This is a genomic window from Limnohabitans sp. JirII-31 (assembly GCF_002778315.1).
In the GTDB taxonomy this organism is placed as follows: Bacteria; Pseudomonadota; Gammaproteobacteria; order Burkholderiales; family Burkholderiaceae_C; genus Limnohabitans.
The window spans coordinates 137,937-151,358 of sequence record NZ_NESA01000005.1 but is presented as its reverse complement, the minus strand read 5'-3'; the positions used below and the strand labels follow the sequence as shown (position 1 = coordinate 151,358).

At 59.6% G+C, this 13,422-nt stretch carries 10 protein-coding genes and 1 riboswitch; of the genes, 5 read left to right on the top strand and 5 right to left on the bottom strand.

The window, feature by feature from the left end:
- Window position 1: 1 nt before the first annotated feature.
- From metH to B9Z41_RS08390, 3 genes are all read right to left on the bottom strand, one after another.
- Entirely contained in the window at window positions 2-2,725 is a 2,724-nt protein-coding gene (metH, locus tag B9Z41_RS08400) for a methionine synthase (protein ID WP_100146610.1), read from the bottom strand.
- Window positions 2,726-2,773: 48 nt separating this feature from the next.
- Window positions 2,774-2,867: riboswitch (S-adenosyl-L-homocysteine riboswitch) on the bottom strand.
- A gap of 4 nt (window positions 2,868-2,871) precedes the next feature.
- Window positions 2,872-4,158 carry an amidase gene (locus B9Z41_RS08395; protein ID WP_100146609.1) on the bottom strand — a complete coding sequence of 429 codons (1,287 nt, stop codon included), beginning with the start codon at window positions 4,156-4,158 and terminating at the stop codon, window positions 2,872-2,874.
- Between the two features lie 10 nt (window positions 4,159-4,168).
- Window positions 4,169-5,242, bottom strand: a complete 1,074-nt coding sequence (locus B9Z41_RS08390) for a homocysteine S-methyltransferase family protein (RefSeq protein ID WP_100146608.1) — start codon at window positions 5,240-5,242, stop codon at window positions 4,169-4,171.
- 34 nt (window positions 5,243-5,276) lie between these two features.
- Here B9Z41_RS08390 and B9Z41_RS08385 point away from each other — a divergent pair, with 34 nt between their 5' ends.
- The 5 genes from B9Z41_RS08385 (at window position 5,277) to B9Z41_RS08370 (ending at window position 11,226) form a co-directional block, all read left to right on the top strand.
- The gene (locus B9Z41_RS08385; RefSeq protein WP_100146607.1) at window positions 5,277-5,669 is read left to right on the top strand and encodes a rhodanese-like domain-containing protein; all 393 of its coding nucleotides are present in this window, start codon (window positions 5,277-5,279) and stop codon (window positions 5,667-5,669) included.
- Window positions 5,654-7,645 (top strand): RecQ family ATP-dependent DNA helicase, encoded by a 1,992-nt coding sequence (locus B9Z41_RS08380; RefSeq protein ID WP_100146606.1) that lies wholly within the window; start codon window positions 5,654-5,656, stop codon window positions 7,643-7,645. The genes B9Z41_RS08385 and B9Z41_RS08380 overlap by 16 nt, the downstream gene beginning before the upstream one ends.
- A gap of 75 nt (window positions 7,646-7,720) precedes the next feature.
- A complete protein-coding gene (locus B9Z41_RS17135; protein ID WP_199172959.1) occupies window positions 7,721-7,861 on the top strand; it encodes a hypothetical protein in 141 nt (46 codons plus the stop codon).
- Between the two features lie 241 nt (window positions 7,862-8,102).
- Window positions 8,103-9,938, top strand: a complete 1,836-nt coding sequence (locus tag B9Z41_RS08375; protein ID WP_100146605.1) for a phosphoenolpyruvate carboxykinase (GTP) — start codon at window positions 8,103-8,105, stop codon at window positions 9,936-9,938.
- 109 nt (window positions 9,939-10,047) lie between these two features.
- A complete protein-coding gene (locus B9Z41_RS08370) occupies window positions 10,048-11,226 on the top strand; it encodes an ATP-binding protein (protein ID WP_100146604.1) in 1,179 nt (392 codons plus the stop codon).
- Here B9Z41_RS08370 and B9Z41_RS08365 read toward each other — a convergent pair.
- Together B9Z41_RS08365 and B9Z41_RS08360 are read right to left on the bottom strand one after the other, a co-directional pair.
- Complete coding sequence (locus B9Z41_RS08365; RefSeq protein WP_158236153.1) at window positions 11,223-11,489, bottom strand: HPr family phosphocarrier protein; 267 nt, start codon at window positions 11,487-11,489, stop codon at window positions 11,223-11,225. The two genes, B9Z41_RS08370 and B9Z41_RS08365, sit on opposite strands and share 4 nt — an antisense overlap.
- Entirely contained in the window at window positions 11,486-13,393 is a 1,908-nt protein-coding gene (locus B9Z41_RS08360) for a potassium transporter Kup (RefSeq protein WP_100146602.1), read from the bottom strand. The genes B9Z41_RS08365 and B9Z41_RS08360 overlap by 4 nt, the downstream gene beginning before the upstream one ends.
- Between the last annotated feature and the right edge of the window lie 29 nt (window positions 13,394-13,422).

Below are 13,422 nucleotides of genomic sequence, written 5' to 3'. Positions count from 1 at the left end.
TTTACAAATTAGGTGCCAACAAACGCGTCAGGTCTTTGACCGCCACCCCCTGGCGCTGCGCCAAGTCATTCACCTGATCATCACCAATACGGCCCACGTTGAAGTACGTCGCGTCGGGGTGTGCCAAATAAAAGCCGCTCACGCTGGCCGCTGGCGTCATGGCCAGGCTCTCGGTCACGCCCATGCCAATGTCGTCACACTGCAAAAGTTCAAACATGGGTTTTTTGGCGCTGTGGTCGGGACACGCCGGGTAGCCGGGTGCAGGACGAATGCCTTGGTATTTTTCTTGAATGAGCTCCGTGTTGCTCAACGCCTCGTCGGCCGCATAGCCCCACAAATCGGTGCGCACGCGCTGGTGCATGCATTCAGCAAAAGCTTCTGCCAAGCGGTCAGCCAGGGCCTTGAACAAAATGGCCGAGTAGTCATCGTGCGCATCGATGAAGCGCTTTTCTTGCTTCTCAGAACCAATGCCCGCCGTCACCGCAAACAGGCCCACGTAATCGGCCGCTTGGGTTTGGTCGGCCACAAAGTCGGCCAGACACCGGTTGGGACGCCCTTGTGGTTTCACGGTTTGCTGGCGCAGGCCATACCAAGTCATCACGGGTTGTTGGCGGCTTTCGTCGGCATACAACACGATGTCGTCACCCATCCGCTGGGCGGGGTACAGGCCCACCACCGCATTGGCGGTGAGCCAACGGTTGGCAATGATTTTTTTCAACATCGCCTGGCCATCGGCGAACACCTTCTTGGCTTCCTCGCCGACCACCGCATCATCCAAGATGGCGGGATAGGGTCCGGCCAAATCCCAGGTCTGGAAGAACGGTGCCCAATCGATGTACTTTTCCAACTCGGCGAGATCAAAGTTTTTGAACACCCGACGCCCGATGAATTTGGGCTTGGTCGGCTTGTAGATGTCCCAGCCAATAGGCGTGGCGTTGGCACGCGCTTGCGCCAGCGTGACCAAGGGCGTTTGTTTTTTATTGGCGTGCTGTTCGCGCACTTTGGCGTAGTCGGCGTTGAGCTCAGCAATGTAGGTCGCCGCTTGGTCTGACAACAAGCCTTGCGCCACGCCCACGCTGCGCGAAGCGTCGGGCACATACACGACCGGACCTTCGTAATGCGGAGCGATCTTCACAGCGGTGTGCACACGGCTGGTGGTGGCGCCGCCAATCATCAGCGGCATCATGCGGCTGCGGAAGTAGTCGTCTTTTTGCATTTCGCCGGCGACGTACTGCATTTCTTCCAACGAGGGCGTGATCAGACCGGACAAGCCAATGATGTCGGCGTTTTCTTCTTTGGCTTTAGCCAAAATTTCATGGCAAGGCACCATCACGCCCATGTTCACCACTTCGTAGTTGTTGCACTGCAAGACCACAGTCACGATGTTCTTGCCAATGTCATGCACGTCGCCTTTGACGGTAGCCATGACGATCTTGCCCTTGGCTTTCACGTCTTCACCCGCAGCGGCCTGCAAGCGTTTTTCTTCTTCGATGTAGGGCACCAAATGCGCCACAGCCTGCTTCATCACGCGGGCGCTCTTGACCACCTGGGGCAAGAACATCTTGCCCTGGCCAAACAGATCGCCCACCACGTTCATGCCGTCCATCAAGGGGCCTTCGATCACATGCAAAGGGCGCCCACCCTTGGCCAAAATGGCCTGGTAAGCCTCTTCGGTGTCCTCCGAGATGAAGTCAGTAATGCCATGCACCAGCGCGTGGCTCAGACGCGCCTCCACCGACACGGGCACATCCGGCGTGCCACGCCAAGCAAGTTTGGCGCTGTCGTCTTTGGCCGCGCCTTTGGCGCTTTCGGCGACTTCAATCAAACGCTCACCAGGGGTGAGGTGTTCTTCGCCGTCTTTGTACTTCGGAGTGCGGTTCAACACCACGTCTTCCACGCGCTCGCGCAGCGTGGGTTCTAAGTCGTCGTACACGCCCACCATGCCGGCGTTGACGATGCCCATGTCCATGCCTGCTTTGATGGCGTGGTACAGAAACACGGTGTGGATGGCTTCACGCACCGGGTCGTTGCCACGAAAACTGAACGACACATTCGACACGCCGCCACTCACCTTGGCGCCGGGCAAGTTGTGCTTGATCCAGCGCGTGGCTTCGATGAAGTCGACCGCATAGTTGTCGTGCTCTTCAATGCCGGTGGCAATGGCAAAGATGTTCGGGTCAAAGATGATGTCTTCGGGCGCAAAGCCCACCTCGTCCACCAGCACGCGGTAAGCGCGTTCGCAAATCTCAATCTTGCGCGCGTAGGTGTCGGCTTGGCCTTTTTCATCAAACGCCATCACCACCGCTGCCGCGCCATAACGCTTGACCAACTTGGCCTGGCGCTTGAACTCCTCCACACCTTCTTTCATGCTGATCGAGTTGACGATGCCCTTGCCTTGGATGCAGCGCAAGCCCGCTTCGATGACCGACCACTTGCTGGAGTCCACCATCACCGGCACGCGGGCGATGTCGGGTTCGCCTGCCATCAGGTTCAAAAAACGCACCATCGCGGCCTGGCTGTCCAACATGGCTTCGTCCATGTTGACGTCAATCACTTGCGCGCCGTTCTCCACCTGCTGACGGGCCACGGCCAGGGCTTGCTCGTACTCGCCGTTCAAGATCATGCGAGCAAAGGCTTTGGAGCCCGTCACGTTGGTGCGCTCACCGACGTTGACGAACAAAGTGTCCGCGCCAATAGAGACTGGCTCTAAACCAGACAGTTTCATGGGAGGAACGGCTATCGAATTCATGGGGGATCTCACCTGGGGTCATCGTTCAGGTGAGCGTCGTTGCAAAGATACGGCCCCAAGCCTGACTTCACGCACGCACCAGACACGGTGGGATGAAGCTGCAACGCTCCTTGGGGAAGGCGTTATTTTAACTGGTGCAGCGCATGCGCAGCAGCCAACGTGAACGCATCACCCCCCACCGGCCCCACCACCTGCAACCCCACAGGCATGCCGTTGGGCGCGTGGCCTGCTGGAATGTTCACCGTGGGGGTGTGCAGCACGGTCCAGATGCGGCAAAACACCGGGTCACCCGTGTTGTCCAAGCCCACTGGTGCCGCACCTGCTGCGCTGGGCGCGAGCAGCACATCCACATCTTTGAACACATCAGCCAACTGGGCGCGGCAGCGCGCCACCAAGGCTTGGGCCTGGTCGTATTGCGCAGCGGTCACGGCCACTCCCGATTGCATGATGCCCTGCAAGCGCGGGCTCAAGCGCTCAAAATGTTGCAAGCGTTCGTAGGCCAAACACTGGGCTTGTTCAGCCAACTGAATGTGGGTTTGAGCCTGCACCAGCAGCTCGTAGTCCACGGGCAGGCGCACCTCGTGCAAGGTCATCGCACCCGACGCTTGAATGCGCGCAGCCGCTTGCTGCATGGCGTCTTGGGTTTCGGACAAAGCCTGCGGCCACTCATAGGTGTGACACAGGCCCACGCGCAAGGGGCGGGCCAGGTGTTCGCCCATGGGGCGCACCAACCAGTCATGGCGACCGCTCAAGGCCGCAGCAAACAAGGCCGCATCGGGCACGCTGCGCGCCAGGGTGCCCACGGTGTCAAGCGTGTCCGACAAAGGCTTGGCCCCGGCACGGTTGATGCCCCCAAAACTGGGCTTGAACGCCACGATGCCGCAATACGCAGCAGGTCGCGTGAGCGAGCCTGCGGTTTGCGTGCCCAACGCCAGCGGCACCATGCCATCGGCCACCGCAGCCGCCGAGCCCGACGACGAGCCACCTGGCGTGTGCGCCGTGTTGTGCGGGTTGCGGGTTTGGTTGGGCTGAAAGGTGGCGAACTCGGTGGTCACGGTTTTGCCCAACACCACCGCGCCCGACGCACGCGCCAAGGCCACACAACTGGCGTCGTTGGCCGGTTGATGCCCGGCATAGATGGGCGAGCCATAGGTAGTGGGCATATCGGCGGTGGCGATCAGGTCTTTCACACCAATCGGCAGGCCATGCAACAAGCCTTGGTGGGCACCTTGGTCCAAAGCCCGCGCACGCGCTAGTGCGGCATCGCGCGCCACATGGTTCCAAGCCTGCACCTCAGCTTCACGGGCGTCGATGCGGGCCAAGCAATCACGCACCAAGTCTTCAGCACGCAGTGTGCGTTGGGCTAGTTGTTGGGCCGCCTGACAGGCGCTCAGGAGATGGTGTGACATGGATTACGCCTTACGCAGATTCGCGGTAGAAAGGGCCCGCACTCAAAGCACGGGTATGTTGGTCAGACACCGCTTGACCAATGGCCGCGATGTGCTCAGGGGTGGTGCCGCAGCAGCCGCCCACGATGTTGACCAACCCCTCGGCCGCAAACTCGTGCAGCAAGCGGGCTGTCACATCGGGTGTTTCGTCAAATCCAGTGTCGCTCATGGGGTTGGGCAAGCCCGCATTGGGGTAGCAACTGATGAAGGTGTCGCCTGCCACCCGCGCCAACTCTTGGATGTAGGGACGCATCAGCGCCGCACCCAACGCGCAATTCAAGCCCACCGCCAGCGGCTGGGCATGGCGCACGCTGTGCCAAAACGCGGTCACGGTTTGGCCACTCAAGATGCGCCCTGAGGCATCGGTCACGGTGCCACTGATGATCAAGGGCAAGCGCTCACCGCTCGCCTCGAAGTACTCGTCAATCGCAAACAAGGCGGCTTTGGCGTTGAGCGTGTCAAAAATGGTTTCCACCATCAGCACATCAGCGCCACCCTCCACCAAGGCTTGCACCTGCTCGTAATACGCTGCGCGCAACTGCTCGAAATCCACATTGCGTGCGCTGGGATCGTTGACATCCGGGCTGATGCTGGCCGTTTTGGGCGTGGGGCCCAAAGCGCCGACCACAAAGCGGGGCTTCTCGGGGGTGCTGTATTTGTCGCAGGCTGCGCGCGCAATTTGGGCCGAGCGCAGGTTCATCTCGCGGGCCAAATCGGCCATGTCGTAATCGGCCTGGGCAATCGTGGTCGCACCAAAGGTGTTGGTCTCAATCAAGTCGGCACCCGCTGCGAGATAGCTTTCATGGATGTCGCGAATCACATCGGGACGCGTCAAGCTGAGCAACTCGTTGTTGCCTTTGACGTCTTTGTGAAAGTCTTTGAAACGCGCGTACTGCGCGTCGGGGCCGGTGTAGCCTTCACCCCGGTATTGGGCCTCGCTCAGCTTGAAACGCTGAATCATGGTGCCCATGGCACCGTCCAAAATGACAATGCGTTGGGCCAGCAATGCGGGCAATTGTTGGGCTCGGGTGTAAGACTGGGTCATGGGGAGATTGTAAGAAGAGGGACAATCACGCCCCATGCGAAACCTGCTTCCCTCCGATACCTGGGCCCTGATGCAAGCCAATCCCGACGTGCTGATGATCGACATCCGCATGGAGATCGAGTCCATGTATGTGGGTCGCCCGCCGGGTGCGGTGCATATTTCCTGGTACGAATACCCCGAGTTCACCACCGACGCGCCAGCGTTTTGTGCCGCAGTGCTTGCCGAAGCGGGCCGCCAAGACCGCACGGTGGTGCTGTTGTGCCGCAGCGGCCAGCGCTCAGTCGATGCAGGTCGCGCCTTAGAGGCCGCAGGCTTCACCGACGTGGTGAACGTGTTGCACGGGTTTGAAGGCGACTTGAACGCCAACTTCCAGCGTTCTAGCCTCAACGGCTGGCGCTTTGATGGGCTGCCGTGGGAACAGATGTAAGCACGCACGACATCCTGCGCGAGGTTTTTGGTTACAACGCATTCCGTGGTCCGCAAGAAGCCATCGTGGCGCACGTGTGCGCCGGTGGCGACGCGCTGGTGCTCATGCCCACGGGTGGCGGCAAGTCGCTGTGCTACCAAATACCGGCCATTGCGCGCCAGCGCATGGGTCACGGCATCACCATCGTGGTGTCACCCCTCATCGCGCTCATGCACGATCAGGTGGGCGCGCTGCACGAAGCCGGTGTGGAAGCGGCCTTTCTCAACTCCAGCCTGAGCGGCGAAGAAGCCTATGCGGTGGAGCAACGGCTGCGCCGGGGCGACATCACCTTGCTGTATGCCGCGCCAGAGCGCGTCACCACGCCCCGCTTTTTGGCCCAGCTCGATGCCCTGCATGCCCAAGGGCAGCTCAGCCTGTTTGCCATTGACGAAGCGCATTGCGTGAGCCAATGGGGCCACGACTTTCGCCCAGAGTACCGCGCCCTCACCGTGCTGCACGAACGCTATGCGGGCGTGCCGCGCCTGGCACTCACCGCCACTGCCGATGCCCTCACCCGCGCGGACATCGTGGAGCGTTTGCAGTTGGAGGACGCCCAACAGTTTGTCAGCAGCTTTGACCGTCCCAACATCCGCTACACCATCGTCGAGAAAAAAGACGCCTCCTTGCAGTTGCTGCGCTTCATCCAACGCGAACACAGCGGGGCCTGGGGCCAAGACAGCGGCATCGTTTACTGCCAATCTCGCCGACGGGTGGAAGAAGTGGCCAAGCTGTTGTGCGACGCCGGCATTGCCGCGTTGCCTTACCACGCGGGCTTGGACGGCGCGATTCGCCAGCGGCACCAAAACCGTTTCTTGCGCGAAGAAGGTTTGGTGATGGTCGCCACCGTGGCGTTTGGCATGGGCATCGACAAACCCGATGTGCGCTTTGTGGCGCATCTGGACATGCCCAAAAACATCGAAGGCTACTACCAAGAAACCGGGCGTGCCGGTCGCGATGGCCAAGACGCCCACGCCTGGATGGCCTATGGCCTGAACGATGTGGTCAACCAGCGCCGCATGATCGACGAGAGCCCAGCGGGAGAAGACTTCAAACAAGTCATGCGCGGCAAACTCGACGCCCTGCTGGCCCTGGCCGAAGCCACCGACTGCCGCCGCGTGCGGCTGCTGCGCTACTTTGGCGAAACCTACCAACCCGACACGCCAGTGCCGAGCGTGGGGGCAGCCGGACTGCCGCCGGGCCGTTCCCAAGGCAGGCCAACCCCCTCGGGGGGCAGCGAGGACACGCCAGTGCCGAGCGTGGGGGCACTTCAGTATTTTTGCGGCAACTGCGACAACTGCCTTCAGCCCCCCGAGATTTGGGACGGCACCGAAGCGGCCCGCATGCTGCTGTCCACCATCTACCGGGTGCAACAACAAAGCGGCATCTCCTTCGGAGCCGGGCATCTGATGGACATCTTGCGCGGCAAGACCACTGAAAAAGTACAGCAATACGGCCACCAGGCCTTGAGCACGTTTGGCATTGGCGCCCACTTCACCGAGGTGCAGTTGCGCGGGGTGTTGCGCCAGCTCATCGCCATCGGCGCCTTGGGCGTGGATGCCCAAGCCTTCAGCACGCTGTATTTGACCGAGGCCTCACGCGCCGTTTTGAAAGGCGAAGTCACGGTGCGCTTGCGCGCTTCGGTGTCCACACCGGCTGATCGCAAAGCCAAACGGGGCACGAGCGGGGCGGCCAAGCCCGCGCCCGTTGAACTGGATGCCCAAGGCCAGATCCGCTATGCGGCGCTCAAAGCTTGGCGGGCCGAAGTGGCACGCGCCCACAACCTGCCCGCGTATGTGATTTTTCACGACGCCACTTTGGGTGCCATCGCGCAGGCCGGTCCCGACAGCTTGGAAGCCTTGCAAGGCATTGCCGGCATTGGCGTGAAAAAGCTCGAAGCCTATGGCGAAGAAGTCTTGCGCGTGGTCACCCATGCGTGACCCAAGCCCACATCGCCCGGGCCCATGTCGCAGCTGATTTAGAATTCGCAGCATTCATCGATTGAGGAAACCCACATGTCCCACGACAACCACACACCCCACAACGGCGAACAAGACGTTGTGGAGTCCATCGTCCCCCTGATGCCCATCGTGCTGCCTGTGGCGGGTGCTATCCTGATTTTCTTGCTGGCGTTCATCGCCGTGTTCATGTCTTGATGCACCAAATCTGTCGCCAAAGCGGCAGAGCACCTCAAAAAAGCGCCTTCTCAGGCGCTTTTTTGCACCCTTTTGGGTTCTTTTTCTGCTTTGAGTCACCTTTGCAAGCCTGGGTAAGGCCATCCATTCTTAGAATGTGCGACCTTTTGTCATCAGGATGAAATTGTTTGAGGTCAGGGCTTCGCGCCCTACGCGGTCGGCTGAGCCCTGACCTCCAACAATTTTTGACTTAGGAGCTTTGATGAACGCACCCGCTTATGTGAAGAACCCCAAGCTGATCGCTTGGGTAGCCGAGATGGCCGCTTTGTGCAAACCCGCCAAGATTCATTGGTGTGATGGCAGCGAAGAGGAATACAACGCCCTGTGCCAGCAATTGGTCGACGCCGGCACCTTCAAAAAACTCAACCCAGTCAAACGGCCCAACTCGTTCTTGGCTTGCTCCGACCCCACCGATGTGGCGCGCGTGGAAGACCGCACCTACATCTGTTCTGAGAAAAAAGAAAACGCCGGCCCCACCAACAACTGGGTGGCTCCCGCCGACATGCGCGCCACCTTGCAACCTCTGTTTGACGGTTGCATGCAAGGCCGCACCATGTACGTGATTCCGTTCAGCATGGGCCCCTTGGGCTCGCACATTGCCCACGTAGGCATTGAACTGTCGGACAGCCCTTATGTGGCCGTGAGCCAAAAAATCATGACCCGCATGGGCAAAGCCGTGTACGACGTGATCGGCACCGACGGCGCGTTTGTGCCTTGCGTGCACACCGTGGGCGCACCACTGGCCGCTGGCCAAACCGACGTGACGTGGCCGTGCAACAAGACCAAGTACATCGTGCACTACCCCGAGACCCGCGAAATCTGGTCTTATGGTTCGGGCTACGGCGGCAATGCGCTGCTAGGCAAGAAGTGCTTTGCGCTGCGCATCGCTTCCAACATGGGCCGCGACCAAGGCTGGTTGGCCGAACACATGCTGATTTTGGGTGTGACCAACCCCCAGGGCAAAAAGTACCACGTGGCTGCAGCCTTCCCCAGCGCCTGTGGCAAAACCAACTTCTCCATGCTGGTGCCACCCGCTGGCTTTGAAGGCTGGAAAGTCACCACCATCGGTGACGACATTGCCTGGATCAAGCCGCACGACGACGGCAAGCTTTACGCCATCAACCCCGAAGCGGGTTACTTTGGTGTGGCCCCTGGCACCAACTTCCACACCAACCCCAACTGCATGGCCAGCCTGGACAAGAACGTGATCTACACCAACGTCGCCCTGACCGACGACGGCGACGTGTGGTGGGAAGGCATGGACAAAGACACCGGCAAATTGCCCGATCACCTGATCGACTGGCAAGGCAAAGACTGGACGCCCCAGATTGCCAAAGAAACCGGTGCCAAAGCCGCCCACCCCAACGCACGCTTCACCGTCGCAGCCACCAATAACCCGGCCCTCGACCCCGCCTGGGACGACCCTGCCGGCGTGGTGATCGACGCCTTCATCTTCGGTGGCCGTCGCTCCACCACCGTGCCTTTGGTGACCGAAGCACGCAGCTGGACCGAAGGCGTCTACATGGCCGCCACGATGGGCTCGGAGACCACCGCTGCAGCCGCTGGCCAGCAAGGCGTGGTGCGCCGCGACCCCTTCGCCATGCTGCCGTTCACGGGCTACAACATGAGCGACTACTTCCAGCACTGGCTCGACATGGGCGACAAGCTCACCCAAGCCAAGGCCAAGTTGCCCGCCATCTTCTGTGTCAACTGGTTCCGCAAGGGCGAAGACGGCAAATTTGTGTGGCCTGGTTACGGCGAGAACATGCGCGTGCTCAAGTGGATGATCGACCGCATCGAAGGCACCGCCCAAGGCGCCGAGAACGTGTTCGGCATCAGCCCCTCGTACAACGAACTGAACTGGACCGGCCTCAATTTCTCGGCCGACCAATTCAAAACCGTCACCCACGTCGACAAAGCCGCTTGGGTGGAAGAGTTGAAGTTGCACGAAGAGCTGTTCACCCAACTGGCCTACCACCTGCCGGTTGAAATGACAGCCACCAAAGCAGCATTGGCTGCCCGCTTGGCCACCGCCTGAACATAGCCCGGCACGCTGCAACACGTTGGGTGGCTCGGCTCAGCCACCCAAAAACCTGTTAATTCAAAGTTTGATTTTGAATTAACAGGTTTTTGCTAAACTTCTGCGCATGATCAGGCGCAACATTGAAGCCCTTCTTCGCCAGTTGGCTGGGCAGTACCCCATCGTCACGCTGGTGGGGCCACGCCAAAGCGGCAAGACCACGCTGGCACGCATGGTGTTTCCAGACAAGCCCTATGTGTCGCTGGAAGACCCCGATGTACGCCGCTTTGCCACCGAAGACCCGCGCAGCTTTTTGTCTGCCTACAAGGGCGGCGCAGTTTTTGACGAAATTCAACGCGCGCCAGAGCTGCCCTCTTACTTGCAATCGATGGTGGACAACCATCCTGAGGCCGGGCAGTTCATTCTCACGGGCAGTCAGCAGTTTGAGTTGATGACGCAAGTCAGCCAATCATTGGCGGGGCGCACGGCGTTGCTGCGGTTGTTGCCATTGACGCTGTCTGAACTAGAGTCGCTTCGCCCCATCGATTCGCAAGCGCCACTGGCGCTGCCCTCGTGTTTGCTGAACGGGTTTTACCCACGTGTACACGACCAAAATCTGCAAGCCTCACAGGCCATGGGCGACTACTTCGCCACCTATGTTGAGCGCGATTTACGGCAACTCGCTGCCGTGCAAGACCTGCGCTTGTTCGAGCACTTTGTGCGTTTGTGCGCAGGACGCACCGGGCAGCTGCTCAACCTCAACAGCTTGGCCAATGACGCGGGCGTATCGCAACCCACGGCACGCGCCTGGATAGATTTGCTGCAAAGCAGTTTCATTGTTCATTTGCTGCCCCCTTGGTTTGTGAACACGGGCAAGCGCTTGATCAAAACGCCCAAACTTTATTTTTACGACACCGGCTTGGCCTGCTGGCTTTTGGGTTTGCGCACGCCGGAGCAGGTGCAACGTGACCCGCTGTGGGGTGCGTTGTTTGAAAATTTTGTCGTGGCCGAAGCCTTGAAAGACCGTTTCAACCAAGGCGAAAACAGCGCGCTGTATTTCTACCGAGACTCGGAAGGCAACGAGGTGGACTTGCTCATGCCCGTAGGGCGACAACTGCACGCCATTGAGATCAAAGCCGGTGGCACCGTCAACCCCGACTACTTCAAAGGCCTCAAACGCTTCGATGCACACCACCCGCACGTGCTGCTCAGCGGCTGCGTGGTGTTTGGTGGCGAGATGCCGCAGGCGCGTGAGCCCTGGCCCGTGCATTCGTGGCTGCAACTGCGCCACCCACCGACCCGCTAAGCACGCTGAATCACGGCAATCAAGGCGTTCACCGCTTGCTGTGCCTGCTCACCTTCGGCAGACAGGGCCACCAAGTCATCCTGCATGGCACCTAAGGCCATCACCTCAACGATCGACTTGGCATTCACCACATGTCCATGGCAAGCCAAGGTGATGTCGCAATTGAAATGTGAGGCTTGCATCGCCAGCAACGCAGAAGCCCTGGGGTCCAACCCATCTTTGCCAGTGAGTTTGATGGTGATGGGCAAGGTGGTGTGGTTCATATTTGCACCCGTGTGCCCAGCTCCACCACCGAGTTGTCGGGCAAGTGGAAAAATTCCACCACACCGCCTGCATTGCGCGTCATGGCGGCAAACATCTTTTCTCGCCATTGCGCCATGCCGCTGCCCGGGGTAGACACCACGGTTTCTCGGCTCAAGAAGTAGGTGGTTTCAAAGACGGGAATCTCCAGGCCCAAGGCTTGGCATTGCAGCAAGGCTTTGGGCACATCGGGCGTGTTCATGAAACCAAACACCACCACCACTTGCCAGAAGTGCTCGCTCAAACGCTCGACCTTCACACGCTGATTGACCGACACCCAAGGCACCTCGTCAAAGCGAACCGTCAAGATGACGTTCTTTTCGTGCAGCACCTGGTTGTGCTTCATGTTGTGCAGCAACGCTTGCGGCACGGTTTCTGGATTGGCCACCGCATAGACCGCCGTGCGTTGGACCAAGTGGGTGGACCCGGAATCGATGTGCTGGATGAACGACTGCATATCCAGCCCGTCGCGACGGATGGTCTCGACCACCAACTCACGACCGCGTGACCAGGTGGTCATCACCACATACAAGGTCAAGCCCATGACCAGAGGGAACCACCCCCCATCAAAGAATTTGATGATGCAGCCCGCAAACAAAAACACATCGATGCTGAGAAAAAACAAGGTTGCGGTCAACGCCAGAGGCAAAGACATCTTCCAGGCGTCACGCACCACAAAAAAGGTCATGGTGGTGGTGATCACCATGGTCAAGGTCACGGCAATGCCATAGGCACCGGCCAAAGCGGATGAGCTTTTGAACGCCAGCACAGCGGCCACCACGCCCACCAACAAAATCCAGTTGACGGCGGGCATGTAAATTTGACCCACCTCTTGCTCAGAGGTGTACTTGATGTCCATGCGTGGCAAAAAGCCCAACAAAATGGCCTGCTTGGTCATGGAATACGCACCCGAAATCACGGCCTGCGAAGCAATCACGGCCGCCACCGTGGCCAACACCACAGCAGGAATCAACCAAGCCTCTGGAAACATGCGAAAGAAGGGGTTTTCAATCGCGCTGGCATCGCGCATCAGCAACGCACCTTGCCCCATGTAGTGCAAGGCCAAACCGGGCAACACCAATGTCATCCATGCCCACTGAATGGGTTTGCGGCCAAAGTGCCCCATGTCCGCATACAGCGCTTCAGCGCCGGTCAAGGCCAGCACCACGGCACCCACCGCCGCCAAAATCAACGGCCCACGGTCCCACAAAAAAGTGGCCGCATGCCAGGGGTTGAGCGCTTGCAAAATGCTGGGCTCTTGCGCAATCTGCACCACCCCTGTGGCTCCGAGCACTGTGAACCACACCACGATGATGGGACCAAAAAACTTGCCCACCCGTTGCGTGCCCCAACGTTGCATGACAAACAACAGCACCAGCACCACCACCGCAATGGGCACGACATACGGCTGCAACACGGGGGTGACCATCTCCAGGCCTTCGACAGCGCCGATCACCGAAATCGCGGGCGTGATCACACTGTCGCCATAAAACAAAGTGGCGCCAAACAAGCCCAACAGCAACAAGAAACGGCGCAACGCAGGGCGGTCCTTGACGGCATGGGCGGCCAGCGCGGTCAATGCCAAAGCACCTCCCTCGCCCCGGTTGTCCGCACGCAAAATCAGCAGCACGTACTTGAGTGTGACGATGAGCATCAAAGCCCAGAAGATGGTGGAGACAGCACCGATCAGGTTTTCAGGCGTCATGGCCACACCCGTGGCTGGCAAAAACACTTCTTTGACGGTGTACAACGGGCTGGTGCCAATGTCGCCATACACCACGCCAATGGCAGCCAAGGTCAAGGCCGCTGTGGACTGGCGTTTGATGTGGGCCGAGGGGTTGCCTGAATCTATCGCTGCAACTGACATGGGCTCTCCTGTATGAAGTGCCCCGAGCT

Coding starts and splice junctions, on each gene's coding strand:
- metH (WP_100146610.1), bottom strand. CDS start 2,725: ATGAAACTGTCTGGTTTAGAGCCAGTCTCTATTGGCGCGGACACTTTG.
- B9Z41_RS08395 (WP_100146609.1), bottom strand. CDS start 4,158: ATGTCACACCATCTCCTGAGCGCCTGTCAGGCGGCCCAACAACTAGCC.
- B9Z41_RS08390 (WP_100146608.1), bottom strand. CDS start 5,242: ATGACCCAGTCTTACACCCGAGCCCAACAATTGCCCGCATTGCTGGCC.
- B9Z41_RS08385 (WP_100146607.1), top strand. CDS start 5,277: ATGCGAAACCTGCTTCCCTCCGATACCTGGGCCCTGATGCAAGCCAAT.
- B9Z41_RS17135 (WP_199172959.1), top strand. CDS start 7,721: ATGTCCCACGACAACCACACACCCCACAACGGCGAACAAGACGTTGTG.
- B9Z41_RS08375 (WP_100146605.1), top strand. CDS start 8,103: ATGAACGCACCCGCTTATGTGAAGAACCCCAAGCTGATCGCTTGGGTA.
- B9Z41_RS08370 (WP_100146604.1), top strand. CDS start 10,048: ATGATCAGGCGCAACATTGAAGCCCTTCTTCGCCAGTTGGCTGGGCAG.
- B9Z41_RS08365 (WP_158236153.1), bottom strand. CDS start 11,489: ATGAACCACACCACCTTGCCCATCACCATCAAACTCACTGGCAAAGAT.
- B9Z41_RS08360 (WP_100146602.1), bottom strand. CDS start 13,393: ATGTCAGTTGCAGCGATAGATTCAGGCAACCCCTCGGCCCACATCAAA.